Source organism: Sporolactobacillus sp. STSJ-5 (assembly GCF_024385605.1).
Taxonomy (GTDB): Bacteria; Bacillota; Bacilli; order Bacillales; family Sporolactobacillaceae; genus Sporolactobacillus.
Window position 1 is genome coordinate 13,550 of record NZ_JANFOJ010000024.1, and the last position, 26,463, is coordinate 40,012.

Here is a 26,463-nt window from a genome sequence, read left to right on the forward strand (position 1 = left end):
TCCTTAATTAAATAGATTCTGAAGATGTACGCAATCCGGGAAACTCAAGACGCTCCATGTCCTGCGTAGGTTCAAGGTTCATTAAATGGCAGGCAAGCGGAGCGACCATCAGTTCCGGAATTTGTTTCTCTACAATTCGCGGAACAACTTTGTCTGACATAATGAACAGCGGTACTTGGCGAACTCCGGGCCGCGTTCCTCCGTGATGTCCGAATTCATCCATTCCATGATCGCTCGTCACGATGATCTGATAACCGGCCTGCATCCATGCAGGCAGGCATTCAGCAAGAATCAGATCGGCCTTATCAACTGCCGCGCGATATTCCTTGGAATCCGATGTAAACTTATGACCCGTATCATCTATATTCATTGAGTGAATGTAAAGGAAATCCGGTTGATAGTTTTCAAGCAGATAGTTAGCTTCTGCAAAAACATGTGAATCAGGATATTGATCTTCAAAATAGAAAATTCCATGTTGAATTGGCAGCTCATTATTATGCTGAATACGATCTTTTTGAAAAGAAAACGGTGCGTGCTGATAAAGTTCACTAACCCAGTAATAGGCAGATGCAGCAGTGACTCCTCCCGCTTCCCGAACACGATGAAACAGGCTATCCTGCTGAGACAAACGAACACTTAGGTTGGACACAATCCCACTTTTATAAGGAGGGGTGCCGGTCAGCAGGACTTGATACATCGGGCGCGAATTACTCGGTAACTCAGAAAGCACCTGATAACGCGCCGCTTGTCCTTTCTCAACGAGATGTCCGAGAAAACCGAGTTCCTCCACCGCTGTATCGTATCGGCATCCATCCAGAGTGATCATGATCAGCTTATTGCTTTGCATTCGCGAGAACCTCCTGCTGCCATTTCTGTGGCAAGGTTTCAGCTGTCTTTGTCCACGTTGCAACATCTTCAAGAGGAACAACGTTTTTGTATTCATCTTCAGGAAGCAGCTTATCCTTAATGGATGCAGGAAGTTTTACATCAGATCGAATCGGCCGTGCATATCCTTTCGCTAAGTTTGTCTGTCCTTCATCAGAAAGAATGTACTCACGTGCGAGCTTTGCGGCATTCGGATGTGCAGCATTCTTATTAATAATCGATGAATAACCGAACATCAGTGACTTATCTTCAGGAATGCTGACGGTAAAGCGATTCTTGTCAATTTGATCACGATAGCCGAGGCCAAGGAAATCCCAAATAACCGCAACATCGACTTCGCCTTTTTCCAAATTCGGGATTGATGAATCGATCGTAGACAACCGGCCTTGCTTTGCGATCTTCTTGAAGAAATCAATACCCGGCTGAATGTCGCTTGCGCTGCCTCCATTTGCTAATGCTGCGGCAAGTACCGTCATCTGCGACATTGCGCCTTTCGTTACATCGCCAATTGATATTTTATAATCTCCGTTTAGAAGATCATCCCATGTTTTCGGAGGATTTTTCACGTTTTTCGTATCCGTTAAGAAAGCGAGTGTTCCTGTGTAGCTGGCAGCGTAATAGCCGTCTTTGTCCTTCGCCCAGGAAGGAATGCTGTCCCAAGTTGTCGTTTTATAGGGAATGGTCAATTTTTTATCCTTTGCCATTACCCCAAAATTCAGACCGACATCGCCAATATCCGCCGAACTGTCTGATTTCGGTGTTTGAAACTTGGCCAATTCTTCAGCACTGGACATATCTGTATCCGTATGTTTAATGCCGTATTTTTTGGTTATGTCATTCCAAGTATCTTTCCAGTTTGCCCATGCGTCAGGCATACCGACGCTCGAAATTTTTCCTTCTTTCTTTGCCGCCTTTGTAATTGAAGAAAGGGATTGATTATTATCTGTTGAAGCAGTTTCTGAATTTCCACAAGCAGCTAAACTTGACACAAGCAGAACGCTCGCCGTACACCCAACAGCAAATTTACGAATCTTCTTGAATGATTTCCAATCGTTGCCCATCATCATGCTCCTTTTTGTTTCTATATTTGTTTTATTTGTATCAACACTTTAATCATACATACAGAATGTAAACAAACATCGTTACGCAGATTAAAATTATGTAAATGTCAAAGACAAGCATGGAAAATGATGTAATAATAAAAAACGAGTAGGAGATGAACATTATGAACTCATCATTTGATTACAGAAAAGCATTTATTTTGAATACCTTGGCAGCTTCCAAACGTGTCAGTGTCAATAAGCTCGCAGAAACACTTGATGTAACCCCCGAAACCATTCGTCGTGATTTATCCGCATTAGAAAAACAAAAACAACTGCTCCGCGTGCACGGAGGCGCAATCTGCTATGAAAATCCAGTTACTGAACCACTATTCGTCAGGAAAACAAACATTAAGAAAAAAGAAAAACGGCGAATTGGTACGTTCGCCGCAAAAATAATAAAGAATGGAGACACAGTCGTCCTCGATTCGGGAACAACAACACTCGCATTGTGCGAATGTCTTCAGCAGGTTAGTGATGTCACCTTTTTGACTCACTCCCTGGCTGCCGCTTGGTGTCTCAACAAAAAAATCGAGCAGAAACAGCTGATTAATTGCCAATTAATCGTTTTAGGAGGTACTGTTTACCCCGAACAACGATCAATAAAAGGGACATTAACCGAGCGCATGCTCGCTTCATTTAAAGTTAATAAGGCTTTTATTTCCTGCGGCGGTATTAATGAACAGGTCATTAGTGATTATGACTTAGAGGAATGCCAAATTTCGTCAATGATGATTGAGGCGGCAGATGAAAGCTATTTACTCACCGACGCGACAAAATTGGGAAAACAAAACTTCTGCACAATAAAACCGACCTCGAGCATTGATCACATTATCTGTGATGCCGAGTCGGATGAGCGCTGGAAAAAATTCTGCGAGGACGAACGTATTTTTTGGCATCGTGTGTAGGTTCCTTATCAATGACCACACTTCCATTTTCTAATCTGTCAGTCAGTCTCACTCAGCTCTGACAAAAGGTCATTAAGGTCCAATTCCGCACCGGCCATCACGCGATCAGAAGCTCCGTAATAAAGCTGAAGCTTGGATCCTTTGACAACGCCGCCGCAGGTAAAGACAACGGCTCCGAAAAAGCCGTTTTTCTCATAGTCAGCCTCCGGCTCAACGATCGATTCGGCTGATCGAGCGATAATCTTCGAAGGATCATCCAAATCAAGCAGCAGCGCGCCGAGACAGTAGCGGCTTTGCGCATCCATGCCATGATAGATTTCCAGCCACCCATCCTTTGTACGAATGGGTACAGCCCCAGCTCCAATCCGCCCTTCATCCCAAAAATGTTTGCGCACGCCGAGCAGATGGCGATGATTGCCCCAGTATTTGAGATTATTCGATTCGGCAATCCAAATTTCCGGGCTGCCGACGCTTTTCAAAGAAGGACGATGCAGCGCGTAATAAAGTCCGTGAATCTTTTCGGGGAAAATGACAACATCCTTATTTTCCGGTGAAAAAATAAGACCCTGATCCTCGTATGATTTGAAATCCTTGGTTGTCACCAAATAGTCGCCAATGCCAAGCGGCGAAACAGCACTGAAATAAATGAGGTACGTCGTTCCAATCTGCGTAATCCGCGGATCTTCAATGCCAAATGTCTGATAACGATTGGACGGATAGATGAACGACCGGTCATCCACCGTGAAGTGGTGCCCATCTTGACTTCGCGCCAGTCGAAGGTAGGACAATGAGGTGAGACCGTCAAATGTATCCAGATTGGTCGAAGGACGGATCGTGCGACTGTCTTCAAAATTGTAGTCCGGATCATTTCGGCGATAGTTTTTGACTCGAATTTTTTGCTGACTGACATCGTAAAAAGGAGAAGGAACGATTGCCGGATCGTTTATAATCGGACGTTCCGCAACCCTTAGCAACAACAGTGTTTCTCCCTGATACTCTGCCACACCGGCATTAAAGGTACCAATCACTTCGTAGCCTTCATGATACGGTTTGGCCTCTTCAGGACAAATCAGCGGATTTTCCGGAAAACGAGTAACCTTTACCATTTGAAACGCCTCTATGTCTTTATCATTTCAATCTGCACTAATTAAACCATCTACATTTTGTACCCTGCTTATTCTTTCTCAACCCGATACCGAAGAACCGTCTTTAGTTTTTCAGGTTCAGTCCTCCGCGGGTCCGACAAATAGATCTCGCGATGTGTTTTGGAGACTCTCCTGTAGCCCTGTTCGCTGCAAAATTCAGCCATTCGTTCAAAGCTTTCCGGCTCATCGTCATAGCTTCCTTTGTGAAGCATTTGGCAGCATAATCCTTCTTCCAGCGCCGAGAACATCACTTGGTCTAAATAAGGATTGGGCTTTTTCTTCTTCGTCTCGGATAAAAATCGCTCAAATAATTCATTCGTAAGAAAATCGGGCTGACGGATCATCAATGTATATTTAAAATTACTTTTTACAGTCGGCGGCAATGTTTTATCCACCAAATCCCAGACACCTTCAAGCGGAAAAACAACATATTCATAATAACCATCAGGAACTGTGTCCTTCTTATAAGACATTTTAACCGCATAACTCAAGCTATAGAGTGCGGCTGTCGCCTGGGCAAATGTCTCACCATTGGGATCACCGCTGCCCTCAAGCATGAAATAATTGATCTTAGGAACGCGCACGATGACTGGTTTTTGTTTGGGCAGATACAGGTCTTTAAAGTCTTTCTTGTAGTCTATTTTAGTCATGATCTCATAATTTCTCCCTTAAAAGTTGTGATCATCTCTTCTTAAGAACACACTTATATTATAAAACATTAGTCATGACGACTTACTGTCAGACTAAAAAAAGAACGTCATGCGGACCAATTAAATCCGCTGACGCTCACTGCTCTTTATGTGATTAAGGGGCTGTACGTGTTTGTTCTTCCATTTGAATGTCATTCCGAAACCAATGGCCATAATAATCGCAGCAAAAAGGTACGGAAAATTAATGTTCCAATCAAACAACAGTCCGCCCATCGCCGGCCCAATAATATTGCCTAAGCTCGTATAGGTTGAGTTCATTCCCGCAACAAATCCTTGCTCTTGGTCATCGGCTGTTTTTGACAATAACGTTGTCAATGCCGGACGAAGCAAATCAAATGCGAGGAAAATCGCACAAGTGACTGCGAGCACGATAAAGAAATTGGAAACCATCGTGGATACCACTGCCAAAAGCACACCCGCAACGAGACACAACTGTATGAGTTTCTTCTCACCAAGTACTTTGACCATTTTCCCAAACATCGATACTTGAACAATAAGGCCGACTATTGAACTTATGGTAAAGATCATGGCAATATCTTGTGCTGTATACCCAAATCGATGATCAGTAAACAAGCTGAAAATCGTTTCATACACAGACAGGCCGAATGAAAGCACAAATACAATAACGAACGCAATCAAGTAAAGCGGATGAAAAGATTTTTTTACATCGCTGATAAAGCCTGTGTTCTCCTGAGTATGCGCAGGATTTTCGGCAGACTGCTCTCTTGGCATTGTCTCACTTAACATAAGCAGCGATGAGATGCAGGCTAGAAAAGCAACGACCGCTGCAAAAAAGAATGGCGTGCGCACGCCGTATGTGGCAAGAAAACCACCAATACCCGGTCCGATAATAAAACCCGTGCTGATCGCCGCAGAAACATAGCCCATCGCTTTCGGTCGTTCTTCAACGGTTGTAATATCTGCAACATAAGCCGTGGCCCCCGGCATAATAAAGGCGGCACCCACACCTCCTAAAATTCTTGAAAAATAAAGCATCCCTATGTTGGTTCCCAATCCGAAAATCAGCTCCGAAATGCTGAAAAAGAATAGACCAATAATAATTGCTTTCTTTCGACCAAAGCGATCAATCCAGCCGCCGGTGAGCGGAGACATCAAGAACTGTGCTGCCGCAAACGTTGCCACAAGGTAACCCATTGTTTGCCCTGATAAATGCATGGCATCCATAAAGGAGGGCATAACGGGAATAATGAGACCAATTCCCAAGAAAGCAATAAATATATTACTCAGCAAAATAATGAAAACCGTTTTCTGTTTTTTTTCCTGCTTTTTCACCCAGCAACACCCTCTTCTGTTTAAATCACTGAATTCCTCGCCAAAATACACGCCAAGAGGCGTCTAATTTTTCCTTAAGTGTTTTCTCATCGTTTCCGTATACAAGCTCCACTAAAATAGAATCAACGACACCTAAAAAAGCAAGCGTCAATCGTTTCGCTGAATCATCAACGACTTTTTTATGATCAATCCAGCCCTGAAATTTTTCCTCCAGTACGACCCTTACCTGCGTTTCGACATCGTCTACTTCCTTGTCGATCACTTTAGTAAGATGTACGGGAGGGAAAAAAGACACGCGCAGCCAAAACTTTAATTGTTCATTTTTCTGAAACAGATCGATCATCATCGTCAGAAATCCATAGAGATCTTTTTCGGGATGTTGTGCATCAATATCGCGAAAATACTTGATTTTTGAATACAGATACTCTTCCTTCGCTTCTTGCAAAACATGCAGAAAGAGATCGTCCTTTCCTTTAAAATGTGCATAAATGGATTGTTTTTTCATACCGACTTCTTCGCCTATTTGAGCAAGCGAGGCTCCTTCATAACCATAAATCGTAAAATATTTTACAGCCGCCGCTTTAATTTCATCGCTTTTCAATAACATCAGCTCCTACTTGACGAACGTTCGTCAGTTATCGTATCAAATAAAGAAAACAAAAGCAAGTGATGACGAAACCGAGTCCATTTAAATCAAGAAAACTGCAGCATCCTCACTCCCTGATACCACAACTTTTCCAAAATTGATTCTGTACACCCCGGTTCATAAAAATCATAATTGTTAGTAATCAATGCTCTGTCACTAAACACATGAAAACTGGAGGCTGTCAAACAAATGGAACAGATTAAAGATAAGGTTGTTGTCATTACCGGTGCTTCAAGCGGTATCGGCGAAGCCACTGCTCGAAAGCTTGCCAATGAAGGGGCCAAGCTCGTTCTCGGTGCGCGCCGAACAGAAAAGCTTGAAGCGTTAGTTTCTGAAATCATCGGCAATGGCGGCGACGCCTGTTTTCAAAAAACAGATGTAGCAAATAAAGAAGAGGTTCAATCACTGATTGATCTTGCCGTTGAAAAATATGGCCGAATTGATGTGCTCTACAACAACGCAGGCTTAATGCCTCTGTCTCCGCTTCGCGATTTGAAGGTTGATGAATGGGAGCGCATGGTTGATGTTAACATCAAAGGCGTCCTTTATGGTATTGCGGCTGCACTTCCAATCATGCGTCGTCAAAAGTCAGGACATATCATCAATACCGACTCAGTTGCCGGTTTCGCTGTCAATCCAGGTGGCTGGGCCGTTTACAGTGGTACCAAATTTGCCGTGCGGGCAATTGCCGAGGGCCTGCGGCTGGAGGAATCCCCATACAGCGGTATTCGTGTCACCGACGTTTCACCTGGCGCAGTTCAAACGGAGCTGCCTACCACAATTACCGATCCGGAACTTAAGAAACAAGTCGAGGATAAGGAAAAATTCAACGGCATTAAGCCGGAAGCAATTGCCAATGCTGTTGCTTACGCGATCAGTCAGCCTGATGATGTATCAATTAATGAAGTCATCATACGTCCTACCGCTCAGAGAAACTGATTAAATGTCGCTTCGAAGATAAGAAGCACCATTTAGTGCGGCCCATCCACAAAGGTTCACTAAAAGTGATTTAGGACTTGCCTGAAATAATCGTTTCACAGCAAGTCCTTTTTTCATGAAAAGATTTCCTGCTCTTTATGTAATTTTTCACCAAAGCTAATTTAACGGCACATTGTGCAGGGTTAATGGTTGATTGTTTCCCATCGTGGCACGATACAAACGGATAGTCCCGGTAGTCGGCTCGGAAGCGTCCGAATGGACCACAAAATCTTCATTTAGCGACAGCGTCCACACGGCTTGATCATCTCTTTTCAGCACAACAGCCAGTGTCCCATATTGAACAATACTGCTCCATCCAAATAATTCTGTCGCGCCATTTTCAGTTACGGAAATGCCCTTGGAATCGCTGACGACCGTTGTTCTCCCCCCTTGCCATTTTCCATGAATTTCCGCGCCCACATAATAGTAAGATCTGCCTCCTCCGCGATCACCGTACGTACCGATGAACTGCTGAACCTTATCATTTGCATCCGTATACGTCAGAGCGGCAACATCGTTCGCCAACCATTTAACTTTATACCGGTCATCCGCTCTATAGGGAATGACCTGCTTTGGCCGACAAAAAATTCCATAGTAGCTCCGATAATAAATGGCCACGCCGGTCGCCGGATTTTCTTTAACAACAAACACATGCTTCCAATCCGGTGATATGCTGGTTATGTTGTTGACTTCCCTGCTGCTTTCAACAAGCAGAATCCCATTTACAACGAGAACAAGAATGATCCCTCCGGCAAGAATCCATATCATTCTTCGCGTGAATACAAGTAAAAATAAAAGGGACAGTGTAATGAAAAATAAACACAGGCTGTTGACGATGAAGAAGAGTTGATTGTCAATATACTCCACTTGAAAAAAACGATGTGTGAATAAATAGCCAATCTGCAAACAAAAAAAATTGCAGGCGAGCAATAATGAGCACCAGCCCAAGACCGTCGTCCATTTATTCCTGTTAATTTTCATCCGGCTGCACCTCCTCAGAAAAGACCCATGTTCTACCATTATCCTCTGAAATGAATTTTCCTTTCACTTTTCCGCCTTCATAATCGCCATTTGGGCCTTGGTTCACGAAAACAGCCAAGTGGTTCCCTTCTATTGTTGGAATTTCCGCCGTAACAAAGATCTTGAGATATTTTTTAGGCATTGTAAACACAGCCTTCGACCAGGATTTTCCTCCATCTTCCGTCACATAAAGCTCCGGATTCTCAGGATTAATCGTTCCAAAAGACAGGAATCCGGTAGATTCATTGACAAAGCCGCCGTCCGAAATCAACTGTGTAACTCCTGTAGATGCAGTCTCCTTCCAGCTGTGGCCCCCGTCCTGTGTTAAAAAGACTCTTGAACTTTCTTGAGACATCGTTCGATCACCGGATAGGATGACATAACCAAAGTGTTCATTGATAAACCTTACTTTTCTAAAGCGCATGGCGGTAAAGGAAGTTGTCACAGTAGCATTCTTCCATGTTTTTCCGTGATCAAGGGAGTAAGTGAGTACAACACTTTTATTTTCCGTATTCGCACCGTCTGAGTGTAAGAATGCCGCCCGATGTTCGGTCAGCATATAACTGCCGTCAATCAATTCCTGCTTGTTTCCGTTGTATTCTCCGGCGAATAATTGATCTTGTTCAACCGGAACTTTGACCCAGTTCTTCCCATGGTCGTATGTTATGTTCAATTCATTTTTCTGTAACGTGTAGCTTATCATGTCATTCGTGACAGGACGCAGCAACTCAGATTGCGGTTGCTTAGGCCTTCCCTGCGCACCAGTGACCTGACTGTGACTGCGGGCCGGTATGAAGCGGATCAGATTTTCATAATTAAATAGTGTCATGATCAGAGCGATGATCATGAACCCGCACACACTAATTAAGATCGTTTTCAAAGAAAAGACTCCTTCTGTTCATTTGTGGAGAACTCCGAGGATTTTCTTCAACGATACCAAAGGCTCGCTTCGTTTACAATTTAATGTCCTTATTAACAGCCTCATAACGATTGTCAATTTGTTCACGATGCATTTTTGTTGACATAGCTTCGTGTTGTAACTAAAATGATTACATCAAGCAAAAAAGCTATATGATAAACTATTTTTTATTGCGTATTAGTTGTAACCGAAAAAGTTACAGATGAATCTTATTAAATTTGGAGGTATTTTCTATGAAACTATTAGTTACCGGTGCCACCGGAAAGCTTGGCTCAAAGGTTGTTACGACACTCTTGAAGAATGTCCCGGCAAATCAAATTGCTGTCAGCGTACGTAATCCGGAAAAAGCAGCCGATCTTCAGGCTCAAGGTGTGGACGTCCGCTACGGAGACTTCGATCAACCGGAAAGCTTGGATCATGCTTTTGCAGGCATTGATCGGTTATTGATCATTTCTACAACCGACGACACGGAAACACGCATTCGGCAGCATACGAATGCCGTAGCTGCCGCTGAACGTGCAGGTGTAAAATTTATCGCTTACACAAGCATTGCTAATGCTCAGAAAAGCTCCAACGCACTGGCACCGACCCATCAGGCAACGGAACAGGCCATTTTAAAAACCGGCATTCCGTACTCCTTCCTGCGCAACAACTGGTATTTAGAAAATGAGCTCTCGTCAATTCAGGGTGTAATGGCAGGCGCGCCATGGGTAACCTCCGCGGGCAACGGCAAGGTAGGCTGGGCCTTGCAGCAAGATTATGCCGATGCTGCCGCAGCAGTACTCGCCGGCAGCGGCCATGAAAACACAATCTATGAACTGTCCGGCAAACTAAGGACTCAAGAAGAGCTTGCATCTGCTGTTGGCGAAGTGCTCGGCAAGAGCGTTTCAGTGGAGCACGTCGATGACAGCACCTACACGAAGCTCATGAAACAAGCCGGCGTGCCCGAATTTCTTTTACCGATGCTTGAAGGTATTCAAAAGGACATCCGTGAAGGCAGTCTTGAAGTATCAAGCAATGATTTTGAAAAGCTTCTCGGACGTCCGCTCGCACCAATTAAAGAAGCCATCGCAAAACTCGTTCAAGAAAGTTCACAGACAAAATAATGTGTACTCATAACAGCCGGCCTTCCTGAATACAGAAAGGTCGGCTGTTTCATTTGAAAAATGCCATCGTCTTAGGAATTCTGAATTTCATACGTTAATTGATCCGACACATGAGGCTGGTTAATCTGAATATAAACATCTACTCGCTGGGTATCTTTAGGTACTTCAAATTCGGTTACATGCGAAAAATCCAGCCCAACTATATCGTGAAATAGTCCAGCCTGCTTCCAATGAACAAGATAAGAATGGGATGTATGTGAATCTGAACTTTCTTCCATAAAGTCCGTAGATTGATTGTCAGGCAAAGCAGATGGTTTGTAGAATCGGTTGCCAATGGAAAGATGTTGAGGATTAAATGCCGACACACTGGCCCATGTCTGCACGGCATCGCTCGATAATTGCTGGTATTCCTGCCGGTACTGTATTGAGATCGATGTCGGCTTCATGGTTGCGGGACTATAGTCAATCCGCTCGCTCCCAACACATGCGAATTTTCGTTGTCCTTCAGAGATGAGATTCAATCTGATGCGTACGAATTTTACTCGCTGTGGTAATTTCGAATGGGTCACTTGAGACAAAGCCTGAGCATAATTCTTTTTTGACAGCTTCTGTACATCACTTGAGGTAACCTTCAGATAGGTCATCGATTGGGCAACGACTTTACCTTTCAACGGTTCGAGCCGCTGCTGCTCTGCATTGGACAGATTTGCAACCGCAAAGTCTGAGAACCCGATTGTTTTCAAATCCGTGGTACTCTGATTTTCTGAGCGCAACGCTTGGTGCTTTGTCTGCAATGTTTCAGGATTTACAATAATGGAGGATTGAACAAGTTGATCTAGGTAGGTATAGCACGTATAGATAAGCAGCAAGACAGTAACAGCAGTACACGCTATTAATATTTTCTTATTAATCAGGTAACTCTCCCTTCAAGGATAGCTGATGTTTAGTATAATAATACCAAGCAATGCATTAAAAATCGAATGCGATTGGGGAGTTATTTCGTGGGTTTTAATCAAATAATCATAGGATGCATTTTTGTCTTCTTCCGTTTCAATATTAGCACGATTGATATTCTGCCTGATGTCATTGGCTACGCCTTTATCTTTTACGGAACGCGTAACTTATTATCCCATTTTCATAATGATCGGTTCATGAATGTAAAATGGTCAAGTCTGCTGCTCATCATTTTATCAGCGATCGATCTCTTTATCCATCATTCCGCGGTTCTAGATGGCGTCATTGACAACGCACAACTAAGCGGCAGGCTGTTTTCCTATATTTATTTTATCGTTACAACCGTCCTGCTTGCATTCAGTATTTATCATTTGTGCAAGGGCATTGAACAAGAAGCCCGGCGTGTTGGAAATACCGAACTCGCTTCCAAATCAACGTGGACCTACCAATTCTTCTTCTCATACCAAATCGTAACCGTGATTTTCAACACGACCGCTCTTTTCGTCGCAAAGGAATCACTGGAACCCAATCTAAACGGAACAACAGGAACGATACTATTTGTCGTACTCTTTTTTTGCATGATATCTGCTGCCGCCCAAGTGTTCCTTCTATTGAATAATGCGAAGAAGGTATTTGCCCATTAATAAAAAACAGAACCGCCCAACACATTGCGAGCCGTTCTGTTGCTTGATATCTGATTGTGGAACCGTGAAGCTGTTACCTATCAGCCACAGCATCAGTGATTTGCTGCTGGTCATAGGCCTGCAAGGTTAGAAACATAATGACGTAGAGCACGAGCGGAATCCAAACGTAGTTCACATTGATCATCGACAACGTCGCCGCGTTTTGCGCATGATTGGAAACATAACCGGACAGATGGAACAGTCCGGCAGTAATCATGCCGCCGATTCCGAGTCCCATATTGACCCCAAAATCATCGGTAGAAGCCAGAATACCTTCAGCCTGGACACCCATAGCCGTCCCGTAGCGAATCGTGTCGGCAATCATAATGGAAACAAGGCCGATGATGATACCGTGTCCGACAGAATTAATAAACGTTCCGGCAAACAGAGTTGCCAGAGAATGCGCATAAACCCCGACAGTCAGAATGACCTGACCGATAAAAGCAGTAACGATTCCGGACAGCATCGTCTGCTTCTTACCATGCTGTTTGGCCAATCGTATAATCAGTATAACTCCAATCAGGGCCGCCAACGTAAAGCTGTTTGCCAGCGGGACTAAGTCTTCGCGACCCAAGGTATATTTGAAATAGTAGATCGTGGTCTGATTTTTCAATGCAGTAACAAGCCAGTAAAGGAAAATCACTGCGGAAATGATTAGCCATGGCCGATTTTTGCGGAGCATGCGCATCACTACCTTAAACGGCTGATGTGCTACGTCAGGTTTGCTGATCCGCTCATGCACGTTGAAAAATGTATTGAGAATCAACAATAACGAAATCAACCCAAACACACAGATGGTCAGCAGGAAGCCCTTTTGCTGATCGCCGCGTCCAAAGAAGGCAACGAGCGGCAATGTGAAAACCGCAATAATAATTTGGACCGAGCTGCCGAAAAATTGTCGAATGACCCCAAGCAGTGTCAATTCCTGCTCATTTTCTGACAAAGCAGGCAAAATGGACGTAATCGGCAGATTGACCGCCGTATAAAAGAAGCCTAATCCCAGATAGGTTACGTAGGCCCATACAAGTTTACCTGACTGCGAGAAATCAGGCGTCATAAAAGTCAAAACGGCAAAAATGACATAAGGCAGAGCGTACCAAAGAAAGAACGGTCGGCTTTTGCCCCAGCGAGAATGCGTATGGTCGATCATCACCCCAATAATAAAGCTTTCCACAACATCGGCAATCCGGGCAACGATGAACAAAATCGCTACCGCCCCTGGATTTAATCCATAAACATCGGTATAAAAGAACAACAGGTACGTGGTTAACATTTGAAAGACCAGATTGTCGGCCGCATCGCTTAATCCATAGCTGATGCGTTCCGGCCAGGCCGTTTGCCATTTTCGTTTCATAAGCCATCTTCTTTCCAAAGAAAACAAGAAGGCACCAAATGGTCAGCGCCACTTGGTGCCGTTTCATTTCATTGTATGTGCTTGGTCAGCCGATGGTAAACTTCATCGCCTATAACGTCATTAGTCCACATCCAGACGATGTGTCCCAACGCTTCGGAAATATGTTCCTCCGTCGGCTGCTCCTTCGCTGACGGTACGGTTTTCATTGCCGGCATAATACCCAGGTGAAAAGCTGCCCAGACGGTGAGACCAAATACCGATCCTCCGCCTGCTTTGATTTTCGGTTCATATTGAGCAAGCACCTGATAAAGTACGGCAAATGACGTGGAAAAACCGAAGTGGACTAAATAACTGACCCATGGCATATCTTGTTCTGAATATCGATATGCAGCGTGTGTGGCTGATTCAGGAACACCCATTTGCTGCAGTAATTTCTGAGGCGGATTCGTTGCGTCACGTTTTGGAGTCCGCGGCGGCAGAACGTTTTCCCAGCCAAATTTGACGAGTCCGGAAATGAGCCCGGCGACAACTCCTGCTTTTATGGCTGCATTTAATTTGGAGGACTGTTTCTTTTTTAAAGCCATGTCTCCAGCTCCTTCTCTGTTGCTTACTTATTGTTAGTCTACCAACTAGTATAATCAATTCTTCCATTTAAGTGGTGCATACTGCTCATTAGTTATGGTCTTGATATGGATGTGAGTGCACAAATGCAATTGTACCCTACATTTTATTAAGTAACAGTTGCTTCCAACAAAGGCCCTATTAATCTCAACAACATACCTGCCCATTTTCTCTCTCCATGCTATAATGAGCACGGAATGCAGACTTTAATCTATGAAATGAATCAGTGAGGTGCACTCATGCCAACACGAAGAATTACTCTTTCCAGCACGGTCAACACACGAGATTTAGGCGGTTATCCAACCCTTGACGGCAGAACGACAGCATTTGGAAGAATCATCCGCAGCGATGCACCGCAAGCATTAACCCGAGAAGATCTTGCATTATTGAAGAAATTAGGTGTTACAGCAGCACTCGATTTCCGTTCCAAACCGGAAACAGAAAAATTACCAAGTGCCTTCGAACAATCTGCTGATTTTGATTACTTTCATTGCCCGTTTGCATTTGGCAATCGCAATCCAGCCTCTAAGGCAGAAGTTCCCCTGCTGTACGCGGAAATGATCGATGATCTTCCGGCAATCAAGCGGATTCTCAGCATTATCGCTCGGCAAGAGGGTTCAATTTTTATCCACTGCTATGTCGGCAAAGACCGCACAGGTGTAGTAGCTGCGTTGCTTTTGCTTATTGCCGGCGTCGGCATCAGCGACATTCTGGCTGACTACCAAGTCTCCTATACTTATTTGCGGCTCAGAATACGTGAATTGCTGCATGAACATCCGGAACTTCCTGATTTCACTGGCCGATCCGATATGGAATATATGGAAGTGGCCCTGAATCATTTTTTCAAGACCTATGGCAATGTGCAAGACTATCTTAAGAAAGTCGGACTGCTTCCGGATGAAATTACAGCGCTGAAAAATAGGCTATTCTAAAAGTTCTCCCCGTTATAAATGATGATACAATCTCAGTCCTCAACGAATAAAGTCACGAAACGATTGGGATTAGCCCGATTAAAAATAGGGTATGATGAACGGGTTAGTTAAGGATCGGTTTGGGGTATCTTAATATCAACCTGACTAAAGACAGGTATACCATAAAGTGAAAAATGAGGTGATTTCAATGAGCGTGCATGTGCACCCATATATTATTATGAATGGCAATGGACAGGAGGCTGTCCGATTCTACAAAGACGCGCTTGACGCAGAAGTGGTCGGCATTCAGACCTTTGGTGATATGCCTGAAGAACCGGGCTTTACAGTTCCCGAAGAGGCAAAGCATCGCGTTATGCATGCCATGCTTAAAGTGGGCGATTCGTTCATCATGCTATCCGATACATTCCCTGGTCAACCCTATCAGTTGGGAGACCAGGTAAACATCGCCGTCCTCCTAGACGATACCGAAAAATCCAAAAAGGTGTTCAGCCATTTGCAAGAAGGCGGCACCATCCTTATGCCGCTCCAAGAAACGCCATGGAGTCCGCTCTACGGGCAAGTAAAAGACAAGTTCGGCATTACTTGGCAAATTTCAACCGAACCAAAATAAAAATCAAATTGACAAAAGGGGGGCATCTTAGCGTCATTTTTTTGACGATAAGACGCCCCCCTTTTTAATGAACGAGGAAAAAATGATCCGACTGTCTTATTTCCGCCGCAGAAAAGTTGAAATGAGATGACGACTCTAATGCCGGCGATGCAATACTCTTATTTTTTCGTATCTTTAACCGCATGGCGAATTTCTTTTTGATTTAAGCGTAAAATTTTCGGATTATAAAGTACTAAAGGAACGGCTTCCTCAACAACTTCACTAAATTTTAACCCGTACCAAATAGCCGGGGAAGTCGTGATATTTTGTAGAAAGATACGACCTCCGATCAATAAACGATCCCAGCGATTCATCTTTGGATCTGTCGCTAAATCCATTAACTGCTCCGTGGTGACAACAAATTTGAAATCACCGACACGCCTATTTTTAAGCGTTGTGTATTTAGGATATTGCGTATCAATGACTTTTTCATCAATAAGATCATTGACGATCTGCCGAACATAAATATTAACATGTTGTGAATTCTTAAAGCCCAGATAGAGCTGTACACTAATAATATTACGAGTACCCAGCATATCTACCGTATACTGGCTCTCATACGGAGCATCCGTTTCATTAACCGTTACAAACCAATACACTTTTGCCCGTTTCGGTCGCTTATCAAGAATTGAATACAGGACTTTCCGTTTAATGCTGTAATGTGGACCGATTTTGGTCATATAAACTAAGTTCGTACTATAAAGCGGCTCCGTGCTGTCCTTACTCAATTGAACTAACTGTTTACGATAATCCAATAACGAAACATATTCACTTGTGCGTTCATAATTTTCACGCTGCTTGTTGCCGAAATACCAAACAACCATAACCGAAAGAATCACTAGTGTAATTAAAAGTGTCAAGTAGCCCCCATGGACAAACTTAACGAGGCTTGCCATCAGAAAGAGAACCTCAATCAAGCCAAAGAATAGAACCATCCCAAAAGCAACTGCTTGATTAAGCCTGCTCTTGATAAACTCAAACAGCAGCAAGGTGGTCATCAACATGGTTATGGTTATTGCTAACCCATAAGCGGCCTCCATATGCTGTGAGGTTTGAAATAACCAGACAATAATGAGTGTACTGACACACAAAAACCAATTAACAGTTGGAATATACATTTGACTTCGCGTGTTACTTGGACGTTTAATCAACATTCGAGGCAGAAACTTTAAACCAATTGCTTCATTTACTAATGTATAACTGCCTGTAATCAACGCTTGCGAAGCAATGATTGCTGCCAAGGTCGCAAGCACAATGGCAAATAACCTTATTTGATCCGGAAGCATTTCATAAAAAGGATTAACATCAAGAAGATTACGATAAGCCGCACTCTGGTAATGACCGATCACCCATGCGCCTTGCCCCATATAGTTAAGCATCAGCATAAGCGACACAAAAGGCCAGCTGCCATAAATATTTTTCTTTCCAACATGGCCCATGTCCGAGTAAAGTGCTTCTGCACCGGTCGTTGCCAGAAATACACTTCCAAGTATAAAAATACCTGCTTTATTTATCGGACTGAATAAAAACTGAATCGCATAGTATGGAGATAGTGCCCTTAAAATTTCTAAATGTGTCAGCATATTCATAAAACCGAGGACACCGATAAAAACGAACCATAGAAGCATCATTGGCCCAAAAGACCGCCCGATTACCTCTGTTCCAAAGTGCTGAATCAAAAACAGGCCTAATAAGATCGCCGTCACAATGAGAACGACAACGAATTGATGATCACTAAATTCAAGTGGACCAATATGCTGCCCTTTTAACCCTTCGATCGCTGATGTTACAGACACAGCCGGTGTTAACGTTCCATCTGCTAAGAGCGCAGCGCCACCGATGAGTGCAGGAAAGGTCAGCCAACGGGCACGATTGCGAATTAAAGCATATAAAGCGAAAATGCCACCTTCATGATTATTATCTGCGCGCATCGCAATAAGGACATATTTTACTGTTGTAATGATCATAAGTGTCCAGAATATCAATGAGATCGAGCCAATAATATATTCGGGTACGGCATACCGCATTTTTCCAGCATCTGAAATAATCGCATTTATCACATACAACGGTGAAGTACCAATGTCACCATAGACAATCCCCAACGTAACCAACATCCCACCAATCGACAAGCGTTGGTTTGTTTTATTCTCCATTATTTTATTGATCCCCTCGTAAAAAGTTTGTTCGTAAAGACATCTTTGTTCAACCCAGTATTTTCACCCAATGATCACGTTTGATAAAGCGATAGCCAATACCTCGCTCAGTCAGAATAAAATAAGGTCGTGTCGAATCTTCTTCTATCTTTTTTCGGATATGTCCGATATATACACATAAATAATAACTATCTCCTTGTCGTATCCAGTAACTATCACCGATACCTATTCAATTAAAAAATTGGACGACAAAAAGACCACAGAGGATCAACCCCGTGGTCGAATTATGTTCCGATCATCAGTTCACATCCTCCCTCCTAACGCTTACGAGGTTAGCTGTCGGATTCGGATCATGAGAGTAGCCCGTCCCTACGTTGAAGGATTCACCCCAAGTGATGCTGGTCATCACAGAATTGGTTCCCCCGCTCCTTACGGATTCAGCGAATAAAGAATGATTCAATTTTCGAAGTAATTATACGCTTGGATTTTCATGCTGTAAAGAGAAAATGTGAACACTATGTGTCATTTTTTCCTTGCATTTCATTTTACAATCTCTGGGTTACCACCATTATCATATCCATTTTTTGAAATTGCCTCAATTTGATTTATGGATACACGAAGAATGAATACTTTAAAAAAAGTGCACTCATTCGGAACTCGATTCACTTTTAATCATAACGATTGTTTTATTTTCGCCAAAAGGTTGAGCAGTCTGCTTTATCCAATATATTAAACTTAATCATTTTCTCAAGTAATATGTAATCAATCGGCTGATCCCAAGGAAAGCGCATTAACATCTTGGTATGATCATAACCAGCCTGCACAATGTCAGCAGAAAAATGTTCAATCCCTGCAAGTTCCGGCGAAACGGCCAAATGTTTTTTGGATGTGCTGAAACCAATAATAAATGTATCGTGATCAGTAAACATTGGCTGATTCCATTTAATGACCGGCACTAAATGTGGGAATTTCTCAACGACCCAACCTAAAACTTCTTCTGTTCTGGCCCGGTGTTGCGGGTGATCAATACGCGCTAAAAAATCTGCAAAAACGTCCATGTTGTTCCCTCCTAAAGTATAGATTATACCCGTCAGAAAAGATTCTCAAACCATTGTCATTAAGTCAATGATTTCTACGTTTCTTTCCTTTGAGTAACGAAAAACGGGAGGAATGAAAAGCTCCCTCTCGTTTTATCCAAGTCCTTTTACTGAATAAACTTCATCGGATCGACGGCGCCGTTATGCGGTGGCGGATTCCATTGTCCATCATACAATTCAAAGTGCAGATGCGAGCCAAAGGATTCGCCTGTATTGCCCATTCCGCCAATATCCTGGCCTTTACTCACTCGTTCTCCTGCAGAAACATGGTAACTGTTTAGGTGAGCATAAACAGTTGTGAATAATTGACCATTGATCTTATGCGAGACCATGACCGTGTTTCCGTAACTGGACGAATGATACGCTCTAAAAACAACACCGTCCGCAGCGGCCATTACCGGTGTTCCCTCGCTATTGGCAATATCAATTCCCGGGTGAAAACTGTTGTCAAAGGAACGTTGACCAAATCCGGAGGAAATATAGCCTTGAGCCGGTTTTATAAAATCCGCTTTACTGTCAGACAGATTCTCAAGGTCGGCGGATTGACTGCTTAGTGCACGCGTTTGCGCTTCCGCAACTTCTGTTTCTTCATTCTTATCCATTTCTTTTTCTTTTATTTTCGATGCTTCTTTTTTCAATAACGCGAGTTGACTGCGTTGATCCTCTTCCTTTTTAAGAAGCTCGGTCTCCAGATCCCTTAATTCTGCCAAGCCGTTCTTTAACTGACTTTGTTCATCAATAAGCGCCTGTTGATTTGCGGCCCGGTTTGTCTTGTCTTGCTTTTGATCATTGAGCATGTTTTGATCGTTTTCCGAAATTGTTTTTAACGCAAACACTCGATCTATGAAATTTCCAAAACTCTCTGAACCAAGCAGAACATCAAGATAGTTTGCGGATCCTTGATTGAGATACATGGTTCGAACCCGCTTTTTCAATAATTTGTCCCTGCTGTCGATCTGCTTGTTCAGCCGTTTAATTTCTTTCTTCATCCACTTCGATTTTTCACGGCTTTCGGCTAGTTTTTCCTGCTTGTCTGTTACCGCCATTTTAATCTTTTTCACTTGATGATCCGAGGCCTTGAGCTGCTTAATGACCACATCTTGTTGCTGTTGATTCTCAGACAGCTGCTGATCCGAGGCTGCATGTACATCCACGCCGCAGCCCATAATTAATGAAAGCGCCAGCCCCAGCGCTGCTGTTGTATGTATCTGTTTCCGATTCATGATCCCTTTCCCCTCTAGTACTTTTCTCTGTTTGTGTCGCTTCAGGCGAGTGCCCTCGGCAGAAACTTATGTTTACATCATAACAACTTAATGTGACACAATACGACACGATTCGATAACAATCTAGTTACAAAAAAGCATCCTTCTCATGGATCCCTTTAGGCTATAATAGACTCATAGCGATTATGGGGGTAAGCACGTTGATACGTGAAGAACTAGGTAAGCTCACCGAGGCATACATAAACGATCAGGAGTCGGTCTATCACACTTGGTTTATTAACAATGAAGATCGTCTCAAGGCATTTCGCACCATCAAAAAGGGGCTAAAAAAGGTTATTAGTGAAATTGAAGCACGCAGCTTTGGCAATGATTTCAAGGGATCAAGCTTAGAGACCGTTGTTACAGCGATATCGGAGCAGAAACAAGTTTTCGAAGGCGCGGCACATCCGTTTTACTGGAAACCAAAACTGCGCATTCCCGATATTTATGAGAACCCGGAAAACCAACTGGCTTTCGGAAGATTTTTGAATGCTTGTCTGCATGCCAACAATGCTGAACAGATTTTTGACGAGATCGTGAAACTCGATCAATTAAAGATTAAGGGCCTTGGCCCGGCAGTTGCCACTATTATTTACTTCCTTCACCCCACCCTGTTTCCGCCTTTCAATACGGCGATTGTTCGCGGGTACAATACACTCTTCCATAAGAAGCTGAAGCTTGGTTCCTGGATGGCCTATCTCGAAATGAGAGAGGACATTCTGGCGACAAATCCACAATCGCGCTTGTCCAAAGACTTAGGCGCTTTTGCCGGTTTACTGTTTGAGATTGGCACAGGCCGGCTTATCCTGTCCGAAAATAGCGACCAGGTTCTGGATGCGGAAAACGAAAAGCGTTTAAAAGCATTGAAAAAAAGACATCATCAAGTCCTTGATGACCAAATTGAGGAAAATGCGCACAGTGAAATGCAGTACCATTTAGCACGATTGGGCCGTTCGCTGGGCTATCACGTGTGGATCGCCCAAAACGACCATAAGCGGGAATATAATGGCGAAAAATTGGGCGAATACTCGCTTCCCGCCCTGCCGCTCTCGAATCTAAGCAAAAGTGTTTTTGATACCGTATCACTGATTGACGTGCTCTGGCTGAATCAGAATGATGAGATTGTCAGCGGATTTGAAGTGGAAAAGAGTACCTCCATATATTCAGGCATTCTCCGACTTTATGATCTGTCGCTGTCTGTTGATCAAGTATGCAGACTATTTCTTGTCGCTCCCAACAAACGTGAAAAAGAAATCAAAGCACAATTAATGCGTCCATCATTCATTAAAGAACACTCCTTAAAGTCCACCATGTCGTATCTTTTATTTTCCGATTTGCAATGTGACTGTGACGCCATGTGCAAATTCGGTACAGACATCAGCATTCTTGATCCAATTGCAAGATCGGTGTGATTTGCTGTTAAATCAGAAACAGATTTTCTTATTGGTGGCTGCCTTCAACCATTCATTCATTAGACTATCTGAACTAATTCAGATTATGCTAGAATAATAAACAAGGTAATAGAACGGCTTAAAGAACGGTGTGTCACACCCTGTTACTCGTAGTGTCTCCTGTAGACGACAGAGAACGGAAGGAGGCATTCTTTAACCAATGGATATAATTGGAGTAATAATTAGCATGATTGCGCTGCTCTTTATGGGCGGCACATTCATTATTGCTTTGCTCAGTTATATCTCAAGGGAAAAGAAATAACCGCTCTGGTCGGCAAACTAGAAAGCGGTTATCCTTTGAGATATTCAGCTATAAAGTGATGCGCTGCTCTTGAAGCAGCTTCTAAAGCCTAGGCAGTTATCTGTGTAAGCGCACAGGTAACTGCCGTTTTTATTATATACATGAATAACCAAATGTAGACGCAAAATCCATATGCTTAATTTACTAGATCAAAGCAACTATATAACCTAAGCGTTATATACCTTTAATCCTATTATAAAGTCTACTATTGGAAATGTGAAGCACAAGAACATACTACATAGTCTGTTACCTAATAACACAGTCTAATCATTAAATGCTATGCTACACAGCATAAGTGTCTGTATCTAGAAGGTATTGATATACATCTACGTTTTGTGTGATTCATTGTCATCCCGTGACCTGTTCTGCTTTTTGATCCCTTAAATTGAAAAAAACATGATGATAAAACAGCTACCAATCAAAGAACGGAGACCCTAGACGCTGATTTATCCCGATAATGAATCGCCGGTTTTTCTCAGCTGGTCTACTAAATAAATATAAAGGCCTTCAGCAATCATTTGCGAGCATCCGCCAATCACGTTATCATGAGATCAGCAGCTCGAAAATCAATCCTACGATTTTCAGTGCCAATTCATAAATATGGAACGACTTGCGAAACGTTTATCAGCAGGAAATGAAAGGATTTATCAGAAATGACGGATTTTCAAAGGCTGAAAGAACAGCTGATCACATATAGCAAGAAAATAGGTGTGGACAAGATCGGCTTCACGACAGCTGATCCATTCATCGAGCTCAAGGCACGGCTCTATCGGCAACGGGAACTTGGTTATCAATCTGGATTCGAGGAGAAGGATATTGAAAAAAGAACTGAGCCGACTCTGCTCATGGACGGCGTGCAGTCGATCGTCTCGATTGCCATGGCCTATCCGAAGCGAATGGCCGAGCGTCCGGCAAACACGAAAGGCCATCGTCGCGGCGCCTTTGCCCGAGTCTCTTGGGGACAGGACTACCATGCGATTCTTCGTGATCGTATGCAAAAGCTTTGCGAATTTCTGGTTGACACAATTCCCGGAGCCACATGCAAAAGCATGGTCGACACCGGGGAACTGTCTGATCGAGCAGTGGCTGAACGTGCCGGCATCGGCTGGGCGGGAAAGAGTACCAACCTGATTACGAAAGAATTCGGGTCTTATGTTTATCTTGGCGAGATGCTGACCAACATTCCATTCCCTCCGGACAAGCCGGCGACCGACCTGTGCGGCGACTGCACGATTTGTATCGACCACTGCCCAACAGGAGCACTGATTCAGGGCGGACAGCTCAACAGTCAGAAATGCATTGCCTTTCTCACCCAGACAAAACAAGAACTTCCGGAAGAATACAAAAAAGCGATTGGTAACAGGCTCTATGGCTGTGACACCTGTCAACAAGTCTGTCCGTATAATCGAGATGTGGACAGCCATTTTCATAAGGAAATGGAGGCGGATCCGGAGCTTGCCCGTCCGCTTCTTATGCCGCTGCTGTCGCTGTCCAATCGTGATTTCAAAGAAACATTCGGAGAATTGTCCGGTTCCTGGCGAGGCAAGAAGCCGATCCAGCGCAATGCGATTGTCGCACTCGGCAATTATAAAGAAGTTGACGCCGCACCGGAGCTCCTCCGCCTGCTCGACGAAGACCCGCGACCCGTCATCCGCCGCACGGTTACCTGGGCACTGCAGCAAATGTGGGACCGATTTGAGCCCGATATGCATGCGCAAATTATTGAATCACTAAAAAAACTTCTCGTGAAAGAAGAGGACGAGAAAATTTGTCAGTGGATTAAGGAAAAACTCGATAATGAAAAGGATAATTGTAGTTAATCATCAAGACAATGATGGAACCCATTCACAATGCATTCCGTTCGCACAGGGAACATTTGCATCCACCGCAAAAAACAAACGTAAGGGGTAATCATCGATGCTGGATAAGCGAAAACAATATATCTATGTGTTACGTTTAATTCCTTCTTTATTAAATGAAGCAAATTGGACAAAGCGGGAAAATGATGCGGTTGAACGACATTTTTCAAGATTACAAGAATTGCTGAATAAAAGAGTGCTCATTCTTGCGGGAAAAACAGAAGGCCTGGATGAAAAGACATTTGGCATTGTCATCTTACAAACTTCTTCGTTCGAAGAGGCGCAAATGCTGATGCAATCCGATCCGGCCGTTGCAGCAGGAATCATGACTGCAGAACTCTATCCTTACCACATCGCACTGATGCAGTCTGATTTGCCATTCATCGATTAGTCATTTCATCTACTATTTGCATCAAATACCGACATCATTCCCAGTAGTGAGCACGTACTCATATTAATAGTAATCGTTTTTTATTAAGTTCAGCTACAGATGAAATGTCGGTCAGTTTCGCCCTGGGTTTGATGCCGTATAAGCAAATCATCCTATTTCTCCCAAAGTTCAACCAGTCGACCATCTGGATCTTCAATCCAAATAAACGTTCCAAATTCACTAGTCTCTTTTTTCTTTGCAAGGGGCACACCAATGTGTTCAAGATGTTTAATCATCTCGTCTAGATTATCTACTTGGAAATTCAACATGACTTGCTGTTCTGTTGGAAAATAACGGTCATTCTCGGTAAAAAAAGAAAAAATCGTTTCATTTCCTAATTGAGGTTTAATCATAGTCCCATTCCAATTTTCTATTTCAATCTTCAATACGTCACTGTACCATTTTTTTACGACTTCAAGATTCTTAGTTCTCCAAAATATTCCTCCGACACCTTTTATCATCTTTTTAAGCTCCTATCAACTGTTGTTTTTAAACCTCATGGTTAAAAGATATGCCAAAATAATGCAAACGACAATTAGAAAAATACTAATTAGGAAGGATCCTGGCGTTGAATAAAATGCGTTTGAAATATACCTGGCTAAATATAGCATAAAAAGAAAATTAATCATGTATTGGATCCACCATACTATTTTTTCGATCACACCCAGAAATCCCCCTTCTCTATTGCTTCTGTGTACTTCCGCCCATAGACTTGGTGCACTCAATTTTAGTCCATGAGCTTTTATGTTCAGCCTTCTGACCTCTGATCAGTGGAAATACAAAACACGCCACAAGTTACATTAAATATACTTTATGGCGTGATCTTTTGAAACAACTTCATTAGGTGAACACCACAGTCAATGCATGTGCGCTTGATTGTCGGTGGGTTAAACGGAATGTTACATGTCGTGAATTTTGTTACATCGATTTGTTTAACTTACATTTAAAAATTCACTTATGACCTTTTTAAAATGTTCAGGATTTTCCAGTCTTAGCAAATGACCTTCATGGTCAAATTCAATGTTTTGTGCATTGGGAATTAGATTAGAAGCTTCTTTTCCCAAGTCAGGTGGATTCAAAATATCGAACTTTCCACTAATTACAAGTGTGGGCAGTTTTATTTTTGTGAGTTCTTCTCGGAAATCAAATTTCGTGATTGACTTAGTCGCCGCTTGTTTTTGAGCAGGAGTCAGATGATCATAGTGTAACGTCTGCTCTACAATTGGATCAAATCTTGATGGTGTATGAATGATATATTTAGATAAAATCTTAAATGCTTCTTCGCTTGTTTTGCCAACTAATTCATTAGCGTGTTCCTTTTGTAATTTGCCATAGGATGAACCTTCACCATGTGATGCCGGGACAACAAGGATCAGCTTTGATAACAAATCAGGTCGCTTAATTGCAATCCCTTGTGCGATGTAGCTCCCAAGAGACTCGCCAAGAAGTATGACATTCCGGAGATCTAATCGGGTGATCAGCTCAATCCCGTCATGGATATGATCGTCAAGTGTATACCCTTCAGGCTTGGATGAGTCCCCATGTCCCCGTAAATCATAACGTATGACTAAATGTTCTTGACTCATCCACTCAAATTCATACTCAAATGTAAAGCGGCTACTTGTTACACCGTGTATTAATAAGATAGGCGGATTCCCAATTCCTTTTTCTTCATAACAAATCTGAGTGGCTTTATCAGTGGACAAAACTGCCAAATTCATCATTCCTTTCGTTTATGTAGTGAGTTAACTTGTAAGAATCATTTTTATAAAATTTGTAATAATTTTTATTACAATTATAAATTCACCTTTATAACGAAAAAAGGATTATGCTTGCCTAATATCGATCCGATTGTGACAGTATTCATTAAAGGCATACAAAAAGAGTGAGAGATCTGCATCAGATCACTTCACCCTTTTCGCATAGTAATCAAAAATCACTAGATCGGCATTGTAATTTTCAATATCATAGATAAAAATTTTCTTTTTCAATTTTCAGATCAATCAT

26 protein-coding genes and 1 riboswitch are annotated in these 26,463 nt (G+C 42.9%); of the genes, 9 read left to right on the forward strand and 17 right to left on the reverse strand.

What is annotated here, in order from left to right; translation table 11 throughout:
- Window positions 1-7: 7 nt before the first annotated feature.
- Entirely contained in the window at window positions 8-847 is an 840-nt protein-coding gene (locus NOM01_RS15665) for an alkaline phosphatase family protein (RefSeq protein ID WP_255749505.1), read from the reverse strand.
- A complete protein-coding gene (locus tag NOM01_RS15670) occupies window positions 834-1,946 on the reverse strand; it encodes an ABC transporter substrate-binding protein (protein ID WP_255749506.1) in 1,113 nt (370 codons plus the stop codon). The genes NOM01_RS15665 and NOM01_RS15670 overlap by 14 nt, the downstream gene beginning before the upstream one ends.
- 164 nt (window positions 1,947-2,110) lie before the next feature.
- Between NOM01_RS15670 and NOM01_RS15675 the strand changes: the two genes are divergently transcribed.
- Complete coding sequence (locus NOM01_RS15675; RefSeq protein ID WP_255749507.1) at window positions 2,111-2,893, forward strand: DeoR/GlpR family DNA-binding transcription regulator; 783 nt, start codon at window positions 2,111-2,113, stop codon at window positions 2,891-2,893.
- 38 nt (window positions 2,894-2,931) lie between these two features.
- On the opposite strand, the gene NOM01_RS15680 is transcribed toward NOM01_RS15675, so the two are convergent.
- The 4 genes from NOM01_RS15680 to NOM01_RS15695 form a co-directional block, all read right to left on the reverse strand.
- Complete coding sequence (locus tag NOM01_RS15680) at window positions 2,932-3,999, reverse strand: BtaManbiosPhlase (RefSeq protein WP_255749508.1); 1,068 nt, start codon at window positions 3,997-3,999, stop codon at window positions 2,932-2,934.
- 68 nt (window positions 4,000-4,067) lie between these two features.
- Window positions 4,068-4,688: a GyrI-like domain-containing protein gene (locus tag NOM01_RS15685; RefSeq protein ID WP_255749509.1), complete on the reverse strand. Its 621-nt coding sequence runs from the start codon at window positions 4,686-4,688 to the stop codon at window positions 4,068-4,070.
- 120 nt (window positions 4,689-4,808) lie between these two features.
- Window positions 4,809-6,041, reverse strand: a complete 1,233-nt coding sequence (locus NOM01_RS15690; RefSeq protein ID WP_255749510.1) for an MFS transporter — start codon at window positions 6,039-6,041, stop codon at window positions 4,809-4,811.
- A 25-nt stretch (window positions 6,042-6,066) separates the two neighbouring features.
- Entirely contained in the window at window positions 6,067-6,642 is a 576-nt protein-coding gene (locus NOM01_RS15695) for a TetR/AcrR family transcriptional regulator (protein WP_255749511.1), read from the reverse strand.
- Window positions 6,643-6,876: 234 nt separating this feature from the next.
- Here NOM01_RS15695 and NOM01_RS15700 point away from each other — a divergent pair, with 234 nt between their 5' ends.
- A complete protein-coding gene (locus NOM01_RS15700; RefSeq protein ID WP_255749512.1) occupies window positions 6,877-7,626 on the forward strand; it encodes an SDR family oxidoreductase in 750 nt (249 codons plus the stop codon).
- A gap of 156 nt (window positions 7,627-7,782) precedes the next feature.
- Here NOM01_RS15700 and NOM01_RS15705 read toward each other — a convergent pair whose 3' ends face one another.
- On the reverse strand, window positions 7,783-8,646 hold the full coding sequence (locus NOM01_RS15705) for a hypothetical protein (RefSeq protein WP_255749513.1): 864 nt from the start codon (window positions 8,644-8,646) through the stop codon (window positions 7,783-7,785).
- Window positions 8,636-9,565, reverse strand: coding sequence for a WD40/YVTN/BNR-like repeat-containing protein (locus NOM01_RS15710; protein WP_255749514.1), 930 nt, complete (start codon window positions 9,563-9,565; stop codon window positions 8,636-8,638). The genes NOM01_RS15705 and NOM01_RS15710 overlap by 11 nt, the downstream gene beginning before the upstream one ends.
- 272 nt (window positions 9,566-9,837) lie before the next feature.
- Between NOM01_RS15710 and NOM01_RS15715 the strand changes: the two genes are divergently transcribed.
- Window positions 9,838-10,710 (forward strand): SDR family oxidoreductase, encoded by an 873-nt coding sequence (locus NOM01_RS15715; RefSeq protein WP_255749515.1) that lies wholly within the window; start codon window positions 9,838-9,840, stop codon window positions 10,708-10,710.
- A 71-nt stretch (window positions 10,711-10,781) separates the two neighbouring features.
- Here NOM01_RS15715 and NOM01_RS15720 read toward each other — a convergent pair whose 3' ends face one another.
- Window positions 10,782-11,579 carry a hypothetical protein gene (locus NOM01_RS15720; RefSeq protein WP_255749516.1) on the reverse strand — a complete coding sequence of 266 codons (798 nt, stop codon included), beginning with the start codon at window positions 11,577-11,579 and terminating at the stop codon, window positions 10,782-10,784.
- 132 nt (window positions 11,580-11,711) lie between these two features.
- On the opposite strand from NOM01_RS15720, the gene NOM01_RS15725 reads away from it, so the two are divergent.
- On the forward strand, window positions 11,712-12,308 hold the full coding sequence (locus tag NOM01_RS15725; RefSeq protein ID WP_255749517.1) for a hypothetical protein: 597 nt from the start codon (window positions 11,712-11,714) through the stop codon (window positions 12,306-12,308).
- A 73-nt stretch (window positions 12,309-12,381) separates the two neighbouring features.
- Here NOM01_RS15725 and NOM01_RS15730 read toward each other — a convergent pair whose 3' ends face one another.
- Both NOM01_RS15730 and NOM01_RS15735 read right to left on the reverse strand, forming a co-directional pair.
- Complete coding sequence (locus NOM01_RS15730; protein WP_255749518.1) at window positions 12,382-13,701, reverse strand: MFS transporter; 1,320 nt, start codon at window positions 13,699-13,701, stop codon at window positions 12,382-12,384.
- Window positions 13,702-13,769: 68 nt separating this feature from the next.
- Window positions 13,770-14,285 (reverse strand): YagU family protein, encoded by a 516-nt coding sequence (locus tag NOM01_RS15735; protein ID WP_255749519.1) that lies wholly within the window; start codon window positions 14,283-14,285, stop codon window positions 13,770-13,772.
- Between the two features lie 276 nt (window positions 14,286-14,561).
- On the opposite strand from NOM01_RS15735, the gene NOM01_RS15740 reads away from it, so the two are divergent.
- Window positions 14,562-15,254 carry a tyrosine-protein phosphatase gene (locus tag NOM01_RS15740; RefSeq protein WP_255749520.1) on the forward strand — a complete coding sequence of 231 codons (693 nt, stop codon included), beginning with the start codon at window positions 14,562-14,564 and terminating at the stop codon, window positions 15,252-15,254.
- Window positions 15,255-15,441: 187 nt separating this feature from the next.
- Window positions 15,442-15,864: a VOC family protein gene (locus tag NOM01_RS15745; RefSeq protein ID WP_255749521.1), complete on the forward strand. Its 423-nt coding sequence runs from the start codon at window positions 15,442-15,444 to the stop codon at window positions 15,862-15,864.
- A gap of 158 nt (window positions 15,865-16,022) precedes the next feature.
- Here NOM01_RS15745 and NOM01_RS15750 read toward each other — a convergent pair whose 3' ends face one another.
- The 4 genes from NOM01_RS15750 to NOM01_RS15765 all read right to left on the reverse strand — a co-directional run bounded on the left by NOM01_RS15750 (window position 16,023) and on the right by NOM01_RS15765 (window position 20,376).
- The gene (locus NOM01_RS15750; protein ID WP_255749522.1) at window positions 16,023-18,056 is read right to left on the reverse strand and encodes a KUP/HAK/KT family potassium transporter; all 2,034 of its coding nucleotides are present in this window, start codon (window positions 18,054-18,056) and stop codon (window positions 16,023-16,025) included.
- Window positions 18,057-18,105: 49 nt separating this feature from the next.
- The gene (locus NOM01_RS15755) at window positions 18,106-18,285 is read right to left on the reverse strand and encodes a winged helix-turn-helix domain-containing protein (RefSeq protein ID WP_370646171.1); all 180 of its coding nucleotides are present in this window, start codon (window positions 18,283-18,285) and stop codon (window positions 18,106-18,108) included.
- A 76-nt stretch (window positions 18,286-18,361) separates the two neighbouring features.
- A riboswitch (cyclic di-AMP (ydaO/yuaA leader) is annotated at window positions 18,362-18,509 on the reverse strand.
- 233 nt (window positions 18,510-18,742) lie between these two features.
- Window positions 18,743-19,114 carry an iron chaperone gene (locus NOM01_RS15760; protein WP_255749523.1) on the reverse strand — a complete coding sequence of 124 codons (372 nt, stop codon included), beginning with the start codon at window positions 19,112-19,114 and terminating at the stop codon, window positions 18,743-18,745.
- A 146-nt stretch (window positions 19,115-19,260) separates the two neighbouring features.
- Window positions 19,261-20,376, reverse strand: coding sequence for a murein hydrolase activator EnvC family protein (locus NOM01_RS15765; RefSeq protein ID WP_255749524.1), 1,116 nt, complete (start codon window positions 20,374-20,376; stop codon window positions 19,261-19,263).
- Window positions 20,377-20,576: 200 nt separating this feature from the next.
- On the opposite strand from NOM01_RS15765, the gene NOM01_RS15770 reads away from it, so the two are divergent.
- The 3 genes from NOM01_RS15770 to NOM01_RS15780 all read left to right on the forward strand — a co-directional run bounded on the left by NOM01_RS15770 (window position 20,577) and on the right by NOM01_RS15780 (window position 24,417).
- Window positions 20,577-21,827: a hypothetical protein gene (locus tag NOM01_RS15770; protein WP_255749525.1), complete on the forward strand. Its 1,251-nt coding sequence runs from the start codon at window positions 20,577-20,579 to the stop codon at window positions 21,825-21,827.
- Window positions 21,828-22,820: 993 nt separating this feature from the next.
- Window positions 22,821-23,987, forward strand: a complete 1,167-nt coding sequence (gene queG / locus NOM01_RS15775) for a tRNA epoxyqueuosine(34) reductase QueG (protein ID WP_255749526.1) — start codon at window positions 22,821-22,823, stop codon at window positions 23,985-23,987.
- A 97-nt stretch (window positions 23,988-24,084) separates the two neighbouring features.
- Complete coding sequence (locus NOM01_RS15780; RefSeq protein WP_255749527.1) at window positions 24,085-24,417, forward strand: YciI family protein; 333 nt, start codon at window positions 24,085-24,087, stop codon at window positions 24,415-24,417.
- A gap of 152 nt (window positions 24,418-24,569) precedes the next feature.
- Here the strand turns inward: NOM01_RS15780 and NOM01_RS15785 are convergent, their stop codons facing one another.
- Both NOM01_RS15785 and NOM01_RS15790 read right to left on the reverse strand, forming a co-directional pair.
- Window positions 24,570-24,917 carry a VOC family protein gene (locus NOM01_RS15785; protein ID WP_255749528.1) on the reverse strand — a complete coding sequence of 116 codons (348 nt, stop codon included), beginning with the start codon at window positions 24,915-24,917 and terminating at the stop codon, window positions 24,570-24,572.
- Between the two features lie 471 nt (window positions 24,918-25,388).
- A complete protein-coding gene (locus tag NOM01_RS15790; protein ID WP_255749529.1) occupies window positions 25,389-26,171 on the reverse strand; it encodes an alpha/beta fold hydrolase in 783 nt (260 codons plus the stop codon).
- Window positions 26,172-26,463 lie beyond the last annotated feature (292 nt).